General features: G+C 69.8%; 14 protein-coding genes and 1 tRNA gene. 11 read left to right on the top strand and 4 right to left on the bottom strand.

What is annotated here, in order from left to right; all coding sequences use genetic code 11:
* Positions 1–13: 13 nt before the first annotated feature.
* Positions 14–1,603, bottom strand: coding sequence for an SDR family oxidoreductase (locus tag FHS29_RS34245; RefSeq protein WP_184698497.1), 1,590 nt, complete (start codon positions 1,601–1,603; stop codon positions 14–16).
* Positions 1,604–1,668: 65 nt separating this feature from the next.
* On the opposite strand from FHS29_RS34245, the gene FHS29_RS34250 reads away from it, so the two are divergent.
* The 3 genes from FHS29_RS34250 (at position 1,669) to FHS29_RS34260 (ending at position 4,176) form a co-directional block, all read left to right on the top strand.
* Positions 1,669–1,743, top strand: a tRNA-Arg gene (locus FHS29_RS34250).
* A 94-nt stretch (positions 1,744–1,837) separates the two neighbouring features.
* Positions 1,838–2,224 carry a hypothetical protein gene (locus FHS29_RS34255; protein WP_184698499.1) on the top strand — a complete coding sequence of 129 codons (387 nt, stop codon included), beginning with the start codon at positions 1,838–1,840 and terminating at the stop codon, positions 2,222–2,224.
* Between the two features lie 1,028 nt (positions 2,225–3,252).
* On the top strand, positions 3,253–4,176 hold the full coding sequence (locus FHS29_RS34260; protein ID WP_312865227.1) for a lipocalin-like domain-containing protein: 924 nt from the start codon (positions 3,253–3,255) through the stop codon (positions 4,174–4,176).
* A gap of 193 nt (positions 4,177–4,369) precedes the next feature.
* Here the strand turns inward: FHS29_RS34260 and FHS29_RS37935 are convergent, their stop codons facing one another.
* Together FHS29_RS37935 and FHS29_RS38565 are read right to left on the bottom strand one after the other, a co-directional pair.
* Positions 4,370–4,666, bottom strand: a complete 297-nt coding sequence (locus FHS29_RS37935) for a TetR/AcrR family transcriptional regulator C-terminal domain-containing protein (RefSeq protein ID WP_221457182.1) — start codon at positions 4,664–4,666, stop codon at positions 4,370–4,372.
* A complete protein-coding gene (locus FHS29_RS38565) occupies positions 4,663–4,896 on the bottom strand; it encodes a TetR/AcrR family transcriptional regulator C-terminal domain-containing protein (protein WP_376774505.1) in 234 nt (77 codons plus the stop codon). Before FHS29_RS38565 ends, FHS29_RS37935 begins: the two co-directional genes overlap by 4 nt.
* Here FHS29_RS38565 and FHS29_RS37940 point away from each other — a divergent pair.
* On the top strand, positions 4,844–5,140 hold the full coding sequence (locus tag FHS29_RS37940; RefSeq protein ID WP_184698502.1) for an Imm1 family immunity protein: 297 nt from the start codon (positions 4,844–4,846) through the stop codon (positions 5,138–5,140). The two genes, FHS29_RS38565 and FHS29_RS37940, sit on opposite strands and share 53 nt — an antisense overlap.
* Positions 5,141–5,356: 216 nt before the next feature.
* Here the strand turns inward: FHS29_RS37940 and FHS29_RS34275 are convergent, their stop codons facing one another.
* Positions 5,357–5,512, bottom strand: a complete 156-nt coding sequence (locus FHS29_RS34275) for a hypothetical protein (protein ID WP_184698504.1) — start codon at positions 5,510–5,512, stop codon at positions 5,357–5,359.
* An 879-nt stretch (positions 5,513–6,391) separates the two neighbouring features.
* Here FHS29_RS34275 and FHS29_RS34280 point away from each other — a divergent pair.
* The 7 genes from FHS29_RS34280 to FHS29_RS34310 all read left to right on the top strand — a co-directional run bounded on the left by FHS29_RS34280 (position 6,392) and on the right by FHS29_RS34310 (position 18,789).
* A complete protein-coding gene (locus FHS29_RS34280) occupies positions 6,392–6,874 on the top strand; it encodes a ricin-type beta-trefoil lectin domain protein (RefSeq protein ID WP_184698506.1) in 483 nt (160 codons plus the stop codon).
* A 343-nt stretch (positions 6,875–7,217) separates the two neighbouring features.
* Positions 7,218–8,558 (top strand): NADP-specific glutamate dehydrogenase, encoded by a 1,341-nt coding sequence (gdhA, locus tag FHS29_RS34285; RefSeq protein WP_446689074.1) that lies wholly within the window; start codon positions 7,218–7,220, stop codon positions 8,556–8,558.
* Between the two features lie 84 nt (positions 8,559–8,642).
* Positions 8,643–9,878 (top strand): TIGR02679 family protein, encoded by a 1,236-nt coding sequence (locus FHS29_RS34290; RefSeq protein ID WP_312865229.1) that lies wholly within the window; start codon positions 8,643–8,645, stop codon positions 9,876–9,878.
* Positions 9,879–9,916: 38 nt separating this feature from the next.
* Positions 9,917–11,470, top strand: coding sequence for a TIGR02677 family protein (locus FHS29_RS34295; protein ID WP_246441167.1), 1,554 nt, complete (start codon positions 9,917–9,919; stop codon positions 11,468–11,470).
* Positions 11,467–12,699, top strand: coding sequence for a TIGR02678 family protein (locus tag FHS29_RS34300; RefSeq protein WP_184698511.1), 1,233 nt, complete (start codon positions 11,467–11,469; stop codon positions 12,697–12,699). Before FHS29_RS34295 ends, FHS29_RS34300 begins: the two co-directional genes overlap by 4 nt.
* Entirely contained in the window at positions 12,696–16,757 is a 4,062-nt protein-coding gene (locus FHS29_RS34305) for a TIGR02680 family protein (protein WP_184698513.1), read from the top strand. The genes FHS29_RS34300 and FHS29_RS34305 overlap by 4 nt, the downstream gene beginning before the upstream one ends.
* A 553-nt stretch (positions 16,758–17,310) precedes the next feature.
* Positions 17,311–18,789: an FAD-binding protein gene (locus tag FHS29_RS34310; RefSeq protein WP_184698515.1), complete on the top strand. Its 1,479-nt coding sequence runs from the start codon at positions 17,311–17,313 to the stop codon at positions 18,787–18,789.
* The last annotated feature ends 9 nt before the right edge of the window (positions 18,790–18,798 follow it).

Genomic DNA, 18,798 nt, shown 5'->3' on the forward strand with positions numbered 1-18,798 from the left:
GTGCAACCGGCCGTTAGACGGGGTTGACCACCCGTCCCAGCGCACGGACGAGGCGAGGTGAGACCCGGTTCGCGAAGCGCACGAACTTGGCCTCCGCGGTCACCGGCACGATCGTCCTGTTGCGTTGTACCGCCCGCAACACCTGGTCGGCCACCCTCTCCGGTCGGAAACCACGCAGTCGATAAGCCTTGCCGGCCTTCTGCCGCTTCGCAACCTGTTCTGCGTCACCCGTTCCGGCGAACCGCGTGGTCGCTGTGATGTTCGTGTCCACCACACCCGGACAGATCGCGCTGACCCCGACGCCGTGCGGCCGGAGTTCGGCGGCGAGGCACTGGGCGAGCATCAGGACGGCGGCCTTCGTGGTCGAGTAGGCGGGCAGCGCGGGCGTGGGGAAGAACCCGGCCATCGAGGCGGTCACGACCAGGTGGCCGCCCTGGGCGCGTTCGACCAGCAGGGGAGCGAACGCCCGAAGCGTGTGCACGACCCCCCAGAGGTTGACGTCCACCACCCTGCGCCAGTCCTCCTCCGAGGTCTGGAGGAACGGGCCGGCCAGCCCGACCCCGGCGTTGGCGACCACCACGTCCGGCACGCCGTGCCGCTGCTTGATCCGTCGGGCGAGCTCGTGCGTGGCCGCGCTGTCCGTCACGTCGAGCCCGTACGCGTGCCCCCGTGCCTCTGCTGCGGTCTTCTCGGCGGTGTCGAGATCGATGTCCACCGCGATGACCTCGGCTCCCTCCCGCGCGAACCGCAACGCGGTCGCCCTCCCGATGCCGCTGCCCGCCCCCGTGACGACGACAAGCTGCCGGCGGGCCTTGCCGTCGATGAAGTCCTCAACCATCCGTGCGACCTGCTCGGGGTGGGTTCGCGGAGCCCAGTGCCCGGCGAACAGCGGGCGGCGCGTGAGGTCCGCCGTCCACGGCTCGGCGGCCTCCAGGTGCTTCTCCGACACGTACGGGTCGTTCTGCAAGGCGATCTGCTGCACCCGGACCGCGACCCGACGAGGCGCCCCACCGTGTCCGATGTTCGCCCGGTACAGCTCCAGCCCGTTCACCAGCTCCCGGTGGCCGGCGTTCAGCCGCCGCCGGACCCAAGGCATCCGCCACACCAGCTCGGGCACCACCGGAACCTTGAACCCGGCGATGTACCAGGACTTCCACACCAGCCCCAACACCGCGGCCGGGTTGTGCCGATGCCGCCGCACCCAGTCGCCGACATGACCGAGGTCGGGCCCGGAGATGCTGGTGAAGGACAGGAACGCCTCAGGGTGCCGGGCAACGGCCTGCCACCCGATGACAGATCCCCAGTCATGCCCGACCAGGTGAACCGGCCCCCGATCCCCGACCACCCGCAACAGGTCCCCGACCAACGCCCCCATCCGGTACCCACTGCGCTCCGCGGGCCGCCCGGACCCACCGGCTCCCCGAACGTCGAACCGAACAACCCGGAACCGCCCCCGAAGCGCCCGAACCACCCCGTCCCACACCCGGAGGTCGTCCGGGAAGCCATGCGCCAACACCACCGCAGGCGCCCCCTCCACCCCCTCCTCCCAAACCCGAACCCGCAGCTCACCAACCTCGACGAAACGCTCACGCGCCGGATCCATGATCCGGAGGGTAGGGGGTGCGAACCCCCTCGCCCACCCCTGCTAAGCTTCTTCCCGTAGCTGCGGCCCCCGTAGCTCAGGGGATAGAGCACCGCCCTCCGGAGGCGGGTGCGCAGGTTCGAATCCTGCCGGGGGCACCACCTCTTGACCTGGCGTTCGAGGATTCGAGCGCCTCCCATGAAACCCGCGCCGTGACATCACACATGACGCGGGTTTCAGCTTATCGTCCTCCTCATGGCTCGTCCGGACGGCGCAACGCGCAGGGAGCGCGGCAGCATCGACTCGCTGCCGAGTGGCGCTGTGCGCGTTCGTGTGTATGCCGGTCTGGACGTGATCACCAAGCGCCGCCACTACCTCGTCGAGGTCGTCCCGGCGGGCCCGGACGCCGAGCGCCTCGCCCAGGAGGCCCGCGACCGCTTCCTCCGCGAGATCGACGAACGCTCCCATCCCCGCACCAACGCCACGGTCGGCTTCATGGTCGCCGCCCACATCACCGCAGCCCGGTTGGAGCGCACCACCCGCGAGACCTATGACGGCTATGCCCGCAAGCACATCTACCCGATCATCCGCCCCTGGCGGTCAAGAACGGCTGGACATTGCACGGCACCACCTGGGCGGTGAACTGCCTGGCGCGAGGGATCCCACGCCGAGCGTGCACTCCGCCAGCGTCAACGCACCTGTCACCGCGAGCACGGCGGGCTGCGGCAGACTGGCCAGCCCGTCGAGGGCGTCGGTCACGAAGGTCATGAGTTCTCTTCGGCAGCAACATCAATTGTGCAGAAGGCTCACCGGAACCGCCACACCTCGCACATCGGCCCGTGGGGATGAACTGGCAGTACACCTCTGGGTAAGGGTGAACCCGACTCGCGGACGACTTCCCGGCAGGGCGGCCCTGTGTCGCAGCCGATCGGCCGCTTGCAACGGCTTGCAGCGCACCATCCTCGTGACGCGGCTGCTGATGGGGCAGACGTTGGTGCGTTCGGAACCGATGATCGCGCCTCGCGCTGCCCGACGCCGGATCGCACGCCTCGACCTGGTTCTTGATCCCACCGTGCGCTACATCGGCCTGGGGCGTGCCCGTACCGAGCCTTCCCGGCCGCCCCGACGACGACTTCGGGAAGAGCGCGCGCGAATATCGGCACTGGTGGATTGTGCGGGCGCTGGCGCAACCAGTACTGCCCCAGCCGAAACGACCACCGCCCCATCTCGATCGACCCGTACTTCGCCGGTCCGGAGGACAAGCCGTTGCTGGGCGGCGGGCGCGTGAACGTCCTGCGCCGATCACACCACTCCCTCCGCTCGACCACCGACCTCAAAGTTCGCGCCGACGTGCGGTTGACCGCGTCGGAGAGCGGGTCTTCGTGCGGGGCACGGTGCTCCCGCTGTGACGGGTCAGCAGCGTTGTGACGTCGTCGGGGCCGCCGCTTGACATCATTTGTAATACAAACCATACTGGGTTTAGTTGGTAATGCAAAGTATCGCTACGTGCCCGGAAGGTCCCCATGCGACGAAGTATCGGAACCAAACTGGCCGCTGCCGCGGCCCTGGCAGCCATGCTGGGTTCGACGGTCAGCTCACCTCTGGCAGGAGCCGACGACAGGAACCCCGCACCCGCGGGGACGGTTGCCGCCGGCGGGATCCCGGCACTGGTGGATCCGGCCGCGGATCTCGGCGCCAAGACGCCGGGTCCGGAGGACGACTGGGCCGACTCGATCTACTTCACCAGTCGAGTGAACTCCGGGGGTCACGACATAGGTCTGCTGGTGCACACCGTGCGCATCCCGAAGGGGCCGGGCAACCTGCTGCTGTTCTCCGTCCACGACGCGACCACCGGCTGGTACAAGAGCCACGCCACCAGGGTCGACGCGAGCGACTACGCCTGGAGCACGACGGGCCTCGACATCACGGCGCCCGGTCTGAAGTGGACGGGGAACGCACAGCGGATGTCCGTCTCCCTCGACGTGCCGTGGGGCTCCCTTGATGTCGTGCTTCAAGCGCGCGGACCGGCCCTGAACTACGGCGGCACCGGAGCGTTCTCCCTCTTCGGCCAGACCAACTACGAGTTCGCCCTTCCCGACCTGCGGACGACCGGCACCCTCACCCTCGACGGGCGCCCCCGGCAGATCACCGGCCAGTCCTGGCTGGACCGTCAGTGGGGACCGACCGACGGGGCACCGGGCAATCACTGGAGCTGGATGAACCTCAACATGCCCAACGGTGATGCGGTGGCCGTCTGGGACGCCGTCCGAGCCGACGGTGAGACGCACACCTGGGCAACGGTTTTGCGCAAGGACGGCTCCTACGAGGTGGCATCCGTCGTGCCGCTCGCTGACGACGCGGGTGAGTACTGGACCAGCCCCACGACCGGACAGAGGTACCCGACCCGGTGGATCGTCAACATCCCGGCGCTGAAGACCCGTCTCACGGTGCGAGTCACCGGCAACCCGGGGCAGGAGATCATCCTCGGCGGCAACGGGCGTCTGGAAGCCACCGCCGCGTTCGAAGGCACCTACCACGGCGCCAAGGTCACCGGTAGGAACTTCGTCGAAATGTTCGGCGACTGGCACTCCTGAATCTCCTGCGGCGCCGGGTGTTCTCTGCTGTAGCCGACAGGCGGCAGGGGCCGCCCGGCGTCGCCAGCTGTGTTGCGCACCGGCCAGACTGAATAGGTCTGATAGGAGCTTGGTCCGACGCCGTTGCAAGCCTGTCGCTCCGCCCGCCGGTTCGCCGCTATCCGTTGGCGCAGCCTCACGAAGCACGGACCTCTCAACCGTCCAGATGGGCCGCGAGCCCGTCCAGGACGATGCCGAGTTGTCGTTCGAACCGCTGGTCGCCCTCGTCGTGAAGGTGCGCGGCGTCCTTGACCAGTGCGACGCCTCCTCCCCGCCAGGCCTCGCGCTGGACGATCGAGTACCGGTCCGGATCGGTCTCGGCGGCTTGGCGGCGTTCCTGTTCTTCGATGACGAAGCCGACGACGAACGCGGTGACCAGGTCGACGGCGTCGTCGACGTCGGCGAGCTTCCAGCCGGACGTGCTCCACCGTTCGAACCACGGCTTCTTCATGCGGACCACTTGGGGTCGGTGAGCCGCGTGCCGCTCAAGACGTGGGCCCCGTCGCGGTGGAGCAGGTACTCCGCGCGCAGCACACGGGCGTGGGAGGCCAGGTCGTCGCGCCACGTCCTGTCGGTCCGGCCTCTGGTCGGTCCGCACGACCTGCCCGACCACATCGTCAAGATCGACATGGACGGGCGGGCGGGGATCGGCGCGATCCTGTTCGCCGGCCCCCGTGACATGCTGCCCTCCGACACACCGGATCTCGCCGGACTCGGCCCCGATGGCGGAGTCTGGGTCACCCGCGCGACGAACACGCCGGCACCCGACAACGCCCCACCGCTGTACATCGACAAGGCCACCCTGACCCAGTTCCCCCGCAGCGCGGCCCTGCCCCTGACCGTGTGGCGACGGGCACTGCACGAACTCGCCACCACCGGGCTCCGACCGCCCAGCCTCCAGTGGCAAACCTCCGAGTACTACTGATGCGTTGACCACACGGCGTTCGCTGCGGTTGCGTGCTCGTTCGTGGCCTTGGGCGGCGAGGAGGTCGGGGTGGCGGGCGATGGCGTTGCGCCAGCGCACGGGTGTCTGAAGCCCACATGCCGGCCCGGTGTGGTTGGGGCGGTTCGAGTGGGCGATGACGAAGATCGCAGCGGCCCGGACTGGACCTCGAAGGCCTAGGTTGGGCTCAGACACATCTCAAAGTTGTTGAGCTGGCTCACTTGAGGTCTTCGGTGGCTTGTTGGCCGACAGGCTGTCCATGATGACGTAGATCGGTGCGCTGTCCGTCTGGCCGCCCTGATCGACCTCGGCCGCAGCGCTGACCTGCATCAAGCAACTCGCCAAAGCCATCACGTGAGATCAGCTCTGAGTGCACTTGGTACCCGTGATCGTGCCCGGAGTGGTGAGCGGAGATCACATTCTTGTCGGTCATGGTCGGTGTCTCGTCTCAGCATCGGAACCTTTGGCTCTGAGCCCTTTCACTCAGAAGAGTGGTTTTTTAGGAAGGGTCGATCTTCGATGTGATCGCTGTCGTGACATCGCGCGTGACACGAAACAAGGTCAAGCGTGAAGGTTCATGAGCTGCATGTGATCTCGAATGCGAGCGTCGTCGCAGGTAGATGATGGTGTGGCCACTGGTGGCCGCCCTCCGCACAGCGCGAGAACTAGTCGTCACCTGGTGAAACGAAGGAAGCGGTGAGGATTACCGTCGACCAAGGCGCGGTGGTGTCATGCCGGCTGCCGGGAGGACTTGGCCCGGCACGGCGACCTCGCCTGGAGGCATCGCGCCGATCCGGAACTGCTCGACGGTCAGTGTGCCGAGCAAGTCGTCGCCAGGCTCGGCGTTCTTCCTGAGTACCAGCTCTTCCAGGTAGGCGGCAGCTCCTGGCCAGCGGCCATGGCCTGTCCGGGGTCGGGCTCGTCAACAGGGCGTCGCTGAAACCGGTCCCGCAACACCTGTGGATCGGGTACGGGAACGTGACGCCCGCAGTCCGAGCACAACGGCGAGCGACCACCGCAGCGATCTGCCATCGGGTCACCCCGTAGAACCCTCCGTGCCACGGACGGTGGGGTGACGTCGCTCGTCACTCCCGCGTCCGTGACCGGCACGACGTCCACTTCGACCGGACCGGGTAATTTACCGCCACCATAGTTGTTTTCGCCGCTCGCAGATCCTGTCCGGCGCTTCTACTTGACGGTGCACGCGAACACCGTCACCGGAAGGAAAAGCGAATGAAGTTCGGACGAATCCCTGCCGCCGTCGTCGTGGCTGCTTCGGCGCTGCTCATCGCACCGACCTCCAACGCCGACCCGCTCGACACCCCACAGGACGAGTGGGTGCTCGAAAGCGTCGCCCGGCCGGGCGATGTGTGGGACCAGACCAACTGGGCCTGGGATCCCGAATACCCGGTCATCCCCCACCCCTCCCACGGAGAGGACAACCAGACCTGGTTCATCTCCGACGACGGCACCGTCAGGGACAAGAGGTACGGATGGTGTGCGACGGCGATCGACGACAAGCTGGCAGGCCGACCCTGCGACGGCTCCGCGGATCAACGGTGGGTCGGCAATTCCCCTGACGGCTACCACTCCTGGCTGTTCGAGTTGGGGAACACCGGCCGTTGCGTCACGCACAACGGCGTCTACAAGGAACTGATCCTCACGTCGTGCGACTCTGAGCGGCACGACCAGCGCTGGATCATCCACAAGCGATAGCCGGGAGCGCGTCGGCCGGGTGCGTCCCGGTCGACGCGCCGCGATCGGTTCACGCCCGTCGAATCGGTCGCCGTCACCGGACACACGGCATCACCCAGCCTCGATGCCGGGGGTGGGTTCGTGCCGGCGGCCGGTCGTAGGGGGCGTCGGTCGGCGGACTCGTGTCGCGCCGACGTCGCCCCCGCGTGGCGATCCGGGCATTCCCTGTAACCACAACGAACTCCGGGTGACCCGACTCACCGCTGTCCCATGGTCCGATCGCATCCCACATGAGGTGGAATGCCTGTGGGGGTGGATACCCCCGCGTGACGGTGACAGGTGATCGAGGAGTGGGTACGTGCCGATCCTGGACGAGAAGTTGGGCGACATCTACGACGAGGTGTTGCGCCGGAACCCCGGTGAGGACGAGTTCCACCAGGCGGTGCGCGAGGTGCTGGACAGCCTCGGTCCGGTGGTGGCCAAGCACCCGGAGTACACCGACGCCGCGGTGATCCGCCGGTTGTGCGAGCCCGAGCGGCAGATCATCTTCCGCGTCCCGTGGGTCGACGACTCGGGTGCGGTGCGGATCAACCGGGGTTTCAGGGTCGAGTTCAACTCCGCCCTCGGGCCGTACAAGGGGGGCCTGCGGTTCCACCCCACCGTGTACCTGGGGATCGTCAAGTTCCTCGGTTTCGAGCAGATCTTCAAGAACTCGCTCACCGGCATGCCCATCGGGGGTGGCAAGGGCGGGTCGGACTTCGACCCCAAGGGCCGTTCCGACGGCGAGGTCATGCGCTTCTGCCAGGCGTTCATGACCGAGCTCTACCGGCACATCGGCGAGCACACCGACGTGCCCGCCGGCGACATCGGGGTCGGCGGCCGGGAGATCGGCTACCTGTTCGGCCAGTACAAGCGCATCACCAACCGCTACGAGTCCGGCGTGCTCACCGGCAAGGGGCTGACCTGGGGCGGTTCGCAGGTGCGGACCGAGGCGACCGGCTACGGCACGGTGTTCTTCGTCGAGGAGATGCTGAAGGTCCGCGGCGACTCGTTCGACGGCAAGAAGGTGGTGGTCTCCGGGTCCGGGAACGTCGCCATCTACGCGGCGGAGAAGGTCCGGCAGCTCGGTGGCACGGTGATCGCCTGCTCCGACTCCAACGGCTACGTGGTCGACGAGCACGGCATCGACCTCGACCTGCTCAAGGAGGTCAAGGAGAAGCGCCGGGCCCGCATCTCGACCTACGCCGAGACACGTTCCGGGGCCCGGTACGTCGAGGGCGGGTCGGTCTGGGACGTCCCGTGCGACATCGCGCTGCCCTGCGCGACGCAGAACGAGCTCAACGGGCGTGACGCCGCCGTGCTGATCGACAACGGGTGCGCCATCGTCGCCGAGGGCGCCAACATGCCGTGCACCCCGGACGCCGTGCGGCTGTTCGCCGAAGCCGGCGTCCTCTTCGCCCCGGGCAAGGCCGCCAACGCGGGCGGTGTGGCCACCAGCGCCCTGGAGATGCAGCAGAACGCGTCCCGGGACTCCTGGAGCTTCGACCACACCGAACGGCGGCTCGCGGACATCATGCACGGCATCCACGACCGCTGCCTGGAGGCCGCCGACCGCTACGGCAAGCCCGGGAACTACCTGGCCGGGGCGAACATCGCCGGCTTCATCCAGGTCGCCGACGCGATGCTCGCCCTCGGTGTGATCTGAACCGCGCGACTCCTCCCGGTCGTGGGCCGGGTGCCGATCCGGGCGTCCAGCCCCGGTGCGACGGGCCTCTGACAGGATCGGCGCGTGCGCTCGTCGGACGGACTCGGCTCGGCCCACCTGCTGCCGCTGTGGAGGGTCGTGCACGACCGGCTGTCGTCGGGGCGGCAGGTCACCCGGGTCAAGGTCGGCCCCCTCGACGACGAGCAGCGGTCGGCCCTGGCGGACCTGCTGGGTTCGGAACGCCTGCCGGGCGAGTACGCGACGGTGTCCCTCGCCGCGCTCGACGAGCTGCTGCTGTCCTCCGTGGGTGCGGGCGTGCGCGAGGTCGTGGCGTCCCTGCTGGGTCCGCTGGACGACCGGGCCGGCCGGCGGGCGCTCGGGGACGCGGCGCGAGCCGAGCTGTGGGCCTGGCTGTCCGGGCACCCCGTGGTGACCGCCCAGCCGGCGCTGCGGGAGTGGGTGGACGCCGTCCGGCGGGCGGGGCTCGTCGGCGGTTCCGTCGAGCGCACGCGGGCCGATCTCGACCGGGCCTTGCGGGTCGTCGGCGCGTTGCCCGGGGCGGGGGTGCCGCTGCCGGTGCTGGCCGAGCGGGTGCTCGGTGACCCGCACGCCCTGGACGAAGGAACCCGGTGCGCCGGGCTGGTCCTGCGCGCGTTGGCGGCGGTCTACGGCGTCGACCCGTCTCGGGACGCGCAGGAGCGGCGTGCGCTGTGGGAGCGCACGGGGGTGGTCGAGGACGAGCTGTCGTCGGTCGTCCTGGCGGCGGGTCTGCGGTTGCGCGGTGATGATGTCGGCAGTCGGGTGCTGCACGCGTGCGCGGACTCCGGACACGTCGCGGCGTTGACGTTGGCGCAGGTGCGGGCCACGTCGTTCGTCGGGGTGCCGGGGGACGTGTGGGTGTTCGAGAACCCGAGCGTGCCGGCGGTGGCGGTCGCCCGGTTCGGTGGTTCGTGCCCGCCGGTGGTGTGCACGTCGGGCTGGCCGAACAGCGCGGTGATCGCGCTGCTACGAGGTTTGTCCGTAGCCGGGGCGGCTCTCCACTACCACGGCGACTTCGACGGCGAGGGCGTTCGGATCGCCGCGCACGTGATGGCGCGCACCGGCGCCGCGCCGTGGCACATGGCCACCGACGACTACCTGCTGGCGCTGCGCGACGCACGCGTCGGCACGCCCGTGGGGCGGGTCACCGAAGCGCCCTGGGACGGTGGACTGGCAGACGCGATGCGCGAGCACGGATCGGCGGTGCCGGAGGAGCGGGTCACCGCGCGGCTGCTGGACGAACTCGATGATTGCGGAGGGCCTGTCGGTGGCCTGCCGTAGCGTGCTCGGCGCGTGGGAAGGGGGCGTTCGTGGGGGCCATGCGCGTGCCGCCGGAGATGTTCCGGTTCACCAGCGGCGAGCGGGCCGAGCTCTACGTCGCGATCCTGCACGCGTTCGGTGAGGCCAACGAACGCCTGGAGACCACTCTCGGGGTGGACGACGTGCGGACGAGGCTCCGGTCGGTCGGGTGGCTCGACTCGCTGGACGACAAGGACCTCATCGAGGCGCTGGGTAGCCTGCGCGACTGGAAGCTGCTCGACGTCACCCAGAACCACGCCGAGAACTACCGGACCGCCGACGAGTACGAGCGGCGCAACCTCCAGTACTCGCTGACCAGGCGCGGTGAGGCCGCCCTGGCCGGGGTGGTGCACGCGATGAGCGTGCTGGCCTCGACGGGAGCGCTCCAGACGGCTGTGCTGGACGCGATCGCGGATCGGCTCGGCGAACTGGCCGCGCACCTGGGTGACCCCGCTGTGCCGGATCGCAGGATCTTCAGCACGCTGGTCGAGCTCGAAGGTCACCTGGAGGCGCTGCGGGGCAACACCAAGCAGTTCAACGGCGCGCTGCAACGCCTGCTGCGTGCCGAGGGCGCGGACCAGGAGACGTTCCGCGAGGTCAAGGCGGCGACCGTGGCCTACCTGCAGGAGTTCACCACGAACCTGGAGCAGCGGGCGCACGCGATCGCCAACCGGATCGAGCGGGTCGAGGACCACGGGGTGGCTCTTCTCCACCACCGCGCGCTGATCGGCGCCGAACTACCGCCCACCGCCGGGGACGATCCGGGCGTGGCGTGGATGGAACTGCGCCGGACCAGGTGGGAGGGGTTGCGGGCGTGGTTCTCGCCGGTGGACGGCAGCGTGCCCAGAGTGCAACAGCTGTTCGTGGTCGCCAGACGGGCGATCATCGCGTTGTTGCAGGTCCTGGACCGGATCACCGAGTCGCGACGCAGGTCGACCAGCGCGGCGGCCGACTTCCGCGAGCTGGCGCGCTGGTTCGCGGCCGCACCGTCGGAGGAGGACCTGCACCTGCTGTGGTCCACCGCCTTCGGGCTCGGTTCGGCCCGGCACGCGCACCTCGCGCACCCCGACCCGGAACTGGTCAGCTCGTCGGCCCGGTGGACCGATGCGCCGCCGGTGGAGGTGTCCGCCCTCCTGCGCAGCTCCGGGCGGACCGAGCGGTTCAGCCGGACCGGACGGGTGCGCGACGTCACCGCGGTCAAGGCGACGCGCGTCGAGCGGGCCCGTGCGGAACGGGCGGCTTTGAAGGTCGCGTGGGACCGCCTGGACACCGGTGGCGGTATCCGGCTGTCCCAGTTCGAGCTGCTGGACCACGATGTGCTCGAACGGCTGCTGGACCTGCTCGGACGGGCCCTGGCCACGGCGCCCGACCGGCACGGTGCCCACCGGGCCGGCACGGGCGACGGGCGGGTGGAGATCCTGCTGAAACCACCGGCGGCACACCGGGTCCAGGCCGTGATCAGGACGCCGCGCGGCGTGTTCACCAGCCCCGACTACGACGTCGAGATCCGCACGGCGGGCGGTCGCCCGGCGCGGCGGTCGCCGGGTGCTGCCGAAGGAACGGCGGCCGGATGAGCAACCTCGCGAACCAGCTGGTCGTCGCGGAGCGCGAGGAGGTCGCGCGGGCGATCCGACTGCTGCTGGCGACGCCGTTGATCGGCGCCAGGACCGCGCCGGAGGCCTTCGACCTCGTCCGCAGGCGGCGGGAACCCGTCGGGAAGTGGTTCGACTACTACTGCGGGTGGACGTTGGTGGTCGAACCGCGCCTGGGGTACGCGCGGTTGGTGAAGGTCCGGGTCGCCACCGCCCCCACTCGCCCGGCGCGGCGGCACCGCACGGGGCGGGCCCCGTTCGACCGCCGCCGGTACACCTTGCTGTGCGTGGTGGCCGCCGAGCTGATGGGGGTTCCGGTGACCACCATCGGACTGCTGGCGGACCGCGTCGTCCAGGCGGCGGCCGCGGACCCGGCGCTGCCGCCGTTCGACACGTCCAGCCGCACCGAGCGGATGGCGTTCGTCGACGCGCTGCGCCTGCTGGAGTCGTTCGGTGCGGTGGAGGTGGTGGACGGCGCCACCGAGTCGTTCGTCGACTCCGCCGCCGCGAAGGTCCTCTACCGGGTGGACGCGACGCTGCTGATGCGCCTGCTGGCGGCCCCGGTCGGCGCTTCGCAGGTGGCGGTGCCGGCTGACGAGATCCCGCTGCGCTTCCCGGAACTGCCGGCCGCGCTGTCCCGCGAACGGCGCTACGGCGACGCCGACGAGCCGGTGTCCGAGGTGCAGCGCAACCTGTGGCTGCGGCACTCGGTGTTCCGCAAGCTGGTCGAGGACCCGGTCGTGCACCGCGACGAGCTGACCACCGCGGAACTCGGCTACCTGTCGTCGCCGACCGGTGGGCAGCTCCTGCGCCGGGCCGCCGACCAAGCGGGGTTCCTGGTCGAGGAACGCGCCGAAGGCGTCATGCTGATCGACCCGGACGGCCTGGCCACGGACAGCCGGTTCCCCGACGACTTCGGCAACGCCAAGGTCGCCGCCCTGCTGCTCCTCGACGTGGTCACGTCCGCGTCCGGACCGGTCGCGGTGGAACAGCTGCGCGCGGAGGCCGACGCGCTGCTGAGCCGCTTCCCCAAGTGGGCCAAGGGCTATCGCAGCGAGGACGGAGCCCTGCGGCTGGTCGCCGACGCGCTGGACGTGCTCGGCGCGTTCGGCCTCGTCCGGGTCGACGGCGGAGTGGTGCGCGCCCGCCCCGCCGCCGCCCGCTACGCGGTGACCCGAACCAGTACCGATGACGGCGAGGACGAGCCATGACGGTGACCGGACTGCCGCGCACCGACGTCGACGCCGAGCCGGTGAAGGTGTCCAGGTGGGTGCCGGAACGCGCGGGGATCCTGAACGTGTGGCGGTACTACGACGAGGTGTTCCAGTTCCACAAGGGACGGTTGCTGCTGCGCGGCCCCAACGGCACGGGCAAGTCGAAGGCGCTGGAACTGCTGCTGCCCTTCCTGTTCGACGCCAACCTGCGTGCCAACCGGCTCTCCACGTTCGGCACGTCCGAACGCACCATGCACTGGAACCTGATGGGAGAGGGCGCGACCGGCACCACCAGGGTCGGTTACGTGTGGCTGGAGTTCCGCTTCCCCGGTGCGGGCGGCTCGCCGGACGAGTGGTTCTCCTGCGGCGCGCGACTGGCCGCGACCAAGCACACCACCACGGTGCACCCGGACTACTTCACCACCGATCAGCGCATCGGCGTGCCCGGTGGCCTCTCGCTCGCCGACCGCCACGGCGCGCCCCTCACCGGCAAAGCCCTGGAAGCCGCGCTCGCCGATCGGGGCACCCTGCACCAGAACGCGGCGGACTACCGGACGGCCGTGCGCTCGGCACTGTTCCCCGGCCTGAGCGAGCAGCGCTACGACGCGCTCATCACGGCCCTGCTCCAGCTCCGCACGCCGAAGCTCTCGCAGCGCCTCGATCCCGGGCTGTTGTCGGCCCTGCTGTCCAAGGCGCTGCCACCGCTGGGCGAAGCGGAGATCAGCGACCTGGCCGAGGGCTTCGAGCGCCTGGACCGGCAGCGTGAGCAGCTCAAGCGCCTGGACGCGGAGGTGCGGGCCGCACAGCACCTCAAGGACAGGCAACGCGCGTACGCGCAGCGCGTGCTGCGCGCCGCGGCGGCGAAGCTGATCTCCGCGACCACGGAACTGGGGAACCTGGCAGAGACCGCGAAGCGCTCCGAAGAGGACTACCACCGCGCCGCGCAGCGCAAGCAAGAGGCCGAAGAACGTGGCGAGCTGCTGGAACACCGCATCGTCGAGACCGACGGGCGCATCCAGGGACTGATCGGCAGCGAGGCGTACCGGCAGGGTGAGCAGCTCGACCGGTTGCGGACCCGCGTGCGTGAGGCGCGTGCGACCGCCGGGACGAGGCGCGCCGAAGCGACTCGTCACCGCCGGACCGCCCAGACCGACCAGGAAGCGGCCGACACCGCCGCCCGGCACGCGGAGTCGCGGGCCCGAACCGCGGCAGCGCTGGCCGACGACGCCTCGACCGCCGCCGCACGCGTCGGCCTCGCCTCGGTGCACGCCGAGATCGCCCGCGCCCTCACCGACCCCTCGCGGTCGCGAACCCTGTTGCGGGCCGCGGTGCAGGCACGTGCCGAGCAGGTGGAGGCCGTGCGCGCGGCGCTGGGCGAGCACGAGGTCGCGGTCAACAGCAGGCGGGATGCGGAACGGGCGCTCGAGGAGGCCAGGGAAGCCCTGACCGAGGCCACCGAACGACGTGCCGAACTCGCCGACCGGCGGGAGACCGCGCTCGCGGAGCTGCGAGCGGCCCTCCGCGCTTGGGCGGCGGGCTGCCGTGAGCTGACCTTCCCCGACCCCGCGGCACTGGCCGACCTCGCGACGTCGGAGACCGCCGTGTTGACCGAGGTCGACGCCGTGGCGAGCCGCGTGCTGAACGCCATCACCAGGGACGAGACCTTGGTCGAGACGGCGTTGGGCGACGCCGAGCGCGAGCGGGACGCACTGCGCGAGGAGGTTCGGCGACTGCTGACCGAGGAGGACCTGCCTCCCCAGCCACCGCACACGCGCACCGCGGACCGCGCGGCGATGACCGGCGCGCCGCTGTGGCGCTTGGTGCGCTTCGCCGACGCGGTGCCCGACGACGTCCGCGCGGCGGTGGAGGCCGCGCTCCAGGCCTCGGGACTGCTCGACTCCTGGGTCGGCCACGACGGCGCGGTCACCGGGCACGACACGTTCGCCGTGCCCGATGCCGTGCCGCCGGCGCCGGACCGCTCGCTCGCCGACGTCCTCGTACCCGAGGTGGACGCGCCCGTGTCCGCCCATGTCGTCGCCCGTCTGCTGGAGGGTGTGGCCTACGGGGAGGGGCCGCCCGAAGCGCACCCGGCCGCCATCGGCGCGGACGGTGGTTGGCGCATGGGAACCATGCGAGGCACCTGGCGCAAGGACGAGGCCGCGCACATCGGTGCGCTCGCCAGGCAACGGGCCCGACAGCGCCGGTTGACCGAGCTGCACGAGCGGATCGCCGCGTCGGAGGTTTCGGTCGAGACGCACACGGCCGCGTTGCGCTCGCTGGCGTCGCGCAGGTCGGCCGTCGAAGCCGACCGGGACGCACGACCCGGCCACGCCGACGCCGACGCGGCGCTGGAGGCCCTGACCAGAGCGGAATCGGCGGTCTCCACCGCCGACGGCGTGGTTCGGCGGTCGCTGGACGCCTTGGCCAAGAGCGAGCAGCGCGTGGATCGCGCCCTGCGCGCCTTGACCGCGACGGCGGCCGAGCACGGCCTGCCCGCCGAGCGGAGCGCGCTCGGCTCCGTCGCGGCTGCGGTGGACGCCTTCCGGACTGCGTCCGACGCGTGGATCGACGAGCACACCGCCCTGCTCGCGGCGCGACGCGAGGCCGACAGGACCGCCGAGCAGGCCCAGCGCTCCCGGCGCGTCGCCGAGCAGCGGGAGAACGAGGCAGGCGACGCCGAGTCCGTGGCCCGCGGGCTCGACAGCGAACTGGACGCGGTCGAAGGCACCATCGGAGTGGGCTACCGGCAGGTGCTGGACGAACTCGCCACGCTGCGCGACCGGCTCGGTGACCTCAGGCGGGAGGCGACCGCGAACCAGAAGGAGGTCGGCAACCTGGCGGTGCGCCTGGGTGAACTCATCACCCAGCGCGCCAACGACGCACAGGTCCGCGACCTCGCCACCGCGACGCGCGACCACACCGCGGCACGGTTCCGCCACCTGGCGAACGGCAGCTTCCCGGCCGACAGCGGTCTTGTCGACCTGCCCGCGTTCAGCCGGGTGCTCACGGCGTCGAGCGGTGTCCGGGCAGCGCTCGACGCGGCACGGCTGATCGCGTCGGAGTGGCCGGCGCTGGCCCACTCGCCGAAGAACCTCGGCGACGCCGCGCACCGGTTGGCCGAGGCGGTGCACGGGTCGCGTGAGGTGCTCGGCGGTCGTGCCGACCTCGAACTCGACTCCGACGAGGACGTCCAGGTCTTCTCCGCGATGGTGGACGGGGTGCGGATCGGCGCTTCGGCGCTGTTCGACCTGCTGCGGTCCGACGCGGAACGCAGCAGGGAGGACATCACCGCGCAAGAGCGCGAGCTGTTCGACAGGACCCTCACCGGGGACACGCGTCGCCACCTCGCCGCCCGGATACGACAGGCCCACGACCTGGTCGACGGCATGAACGCCCGCTTGGAGCGCGTGCGCACCGCGTCCAAAGTGGCGGTGCGGTTGGTGTGGGAGGTGTCGCCGGACCTGCCGCCGGGCACGAAGGCGGCACGTGACCTCCTGCTCAAAGACCCGGTGCGGCTGACCGAGGCGGACCGCGAGTCGCTGCACACGTTCTTCCGCGACCGGATCGAACGGGCCAAGGGCGACGAGACGGCCGCGAGCTGGGAGCAACAGCTGGGGCAGGTGTTCGACTACACGTCCTGGCACCGGTTCGTGGTGGAGGTCGACCGCATGAACGGGGCGGGCTGGCAGCCCCTGACCAAGAAGCTGCACGGGGCGCTGTCCGGCGGTGAGAAGGCGATCGCGCTGCACCTGCCGCTGTTCGCCGCCGTGGCCGCCCACTACCAGGCGGTGGCCCGAGCACCGAGGGTCATCCTGCTGGACGAAGTCTTCGTCGGAGTCGACAGCGTCAACCGCGGCCAGGTGTTCCGGTTGCTGTCGGCGCTGGACCTCGACCTGGTGCTCACCTCCGACCACGAGTGGTGCACCTACCGCGAGCTGGACGGCATCGCGATCCACCAGCTGATCAGCGGTGGCGACGACGACGCCGTCACCACCGCCCGGTTCGTGTGGAACGGCACCGAGGTGGTCGACGATGAGGCAGTGGACGACGATTGAGAGCGGTCCACCGCCGGTCGGAGCCCCGATCGCCCGGTGAGCCACGTCGATGATCGGTGACGCGCTCCACGACACTCCCGGCCTGAGGTCGCGGCTGGGTGTGTGCGGTTCGTACTGAGCCTGACCAGGCAACTCAAGGATCGTCACAGTACCGCCAAGGTCTCTTGAGGCATGCTCGGCATTGTCAGCGGCTGGTCGGTGGAGGGCCCGCGAACATGGATCTGCGGTACGAGCCGATCTCGTCCGCGGAGAACGAGCACCGGCTTCCTGAGTCGCTTTGTGTCAACGGTGTCGGTGACTGGCCTAGTCCGGCCACTGCACTGGAATCGACGCGATCGCAGTCGTCAGAACCAGCAGGATCGCGCTTGACGCGCGGTGGGGGTGTCAGTCGTGGTTCCGGCTGGCTGTCCGTTGACTTTGTTGCCGCATTGGCTTCGTTGCTGCTGGTCGATCACGGCCCGCGATAACACCGTAGTGCGCCGTGGGTGACAGCTGTGCGAAATCAGGCTTTGGTCGGAAATGGCGCGCAGACAAGACTGGGGGAGTGTCGTGAATGGATAACGGGCAGAGTGGCGTGGGTGAGTGGCAGGTCGCTATCGTCGGCGCGGGCAATGCCGGACTCTGTTCGGGGATAGCCGCGTTGCAGGCCGGTGTCACCTCGGTTGCCGTTTTCGACGCCGCGCCGGAGGAGTTGCGCGGTGGGAACAGCTCGTTGACCAAGACCATGCGTTTCTGCTGGCAGGGCGGTTCGTTCATCGCCGGCCTGCTCCGGGACGCCGACAAGGGCCGAGTCGAAGAGATCCTGGGCGGCCGGTCGGGGTACACCGAGGAGCAGTACCTGGACGATTGGCTTCGGGGCTCGGGCTGCCAGGTGGATGTCACGCTGGTGAACTCGGTCATCCGTCGTTCGGAGAGCACGATCGCGTGGATGCGTGACTTCGGTCAACGTTGGGCGCCCAGGCCCAAGCCTCTTCCCGGTGATGTGCCCATCGTTCTCGACGGTGGCGGTGAAGGCCTGCAAAGCCGTAACTTCGCCCAGTTCGAACGGCTTGGCGGAAGAGTTTTCTACGACAGTGCGGTGACCGCGATCGATGTGGTCGACGGCGGACGGTATGCCCTCCGGGGATCCGGGCCCGCGTTTCCGGTCATTGCCGACGCGTTGGTCCTGGCGTCTGCGGGCTTCGAGGGGAACCCGGAGATGCGGGAGCGCCACCTCGGCGACCAGTGGCGGGATGTGAAGTTGCGCGGGGTGCCGTTCAACAAGGGTGCTCCGTTGGCGGCGGCCATCGCCCTCGGCGCCGACCGGGCGGGCAACTGGGGGAAGTGCCACGCCACACCGCAGGGGATCGAGTTGCCGGACTACATGCTGCCGGGGCAGATGCGCCAATCGCACGACTTGACGCGTTACGCCTTTCCGCGGGGTATCGTCGTCAATCGGCAGGGCCGCCGCTTCTTCGACGAATCCGCGGACTACAGCAACCTGACCTACGTCACGCTGGGGCAGAAGATCCTGGACCAGCCCGGGCAGATCGCCTTCCAGATATTCGACGACAAGGTGATCGGCGCCGGCGTACTGCCGGACGGCTACCTCGCCGACCCGGCGTCGGTGCTCAGCCGGTCGATCGAGGACGGGGCTCGGCAACTCGGCATCGATGTCGAGAATCTGAGCCATGAAGTCCAGCGGATGAACAGCGGTGGCGGAGACTTCGAACCCGCCGAACGGGGCGCTGCCGTACGTACACCGAAACGGCTCGATACGGCTCCGTTCCTGTTCGTTCCCGTGGTCTGCGGCTTGACGTTCACCTATGGCGGACTGTCGGTGACCACCAACGCGGAGGTGCGCGGGGGTGGCGAGCCGATCAACGGGCTCTATGCGGCCGGCGTGATCGTCGGCGGCCTTTACGACCAGGGATATCCGGGCGGCACCGGACTGATGGCGGGCGCTGTGCTGGGCCGGGCGGCAGGCACCGCCGCTGCCGGTCATGCCATTCGAACGGGGGGAACCGATCGTGTCGGGAACTCCGCCGGCTGACCTGACCAT

The organism is Saccharothrix tamanrassetensis, from assembly GCF_014203665.1.
Lineage (GTDB): Bacteria > Actinomycetota > Actinomycetes > Mycobacteriales > Pseudonocardiaceae > Actinosynnema > Actinosynnema tamanrassetense.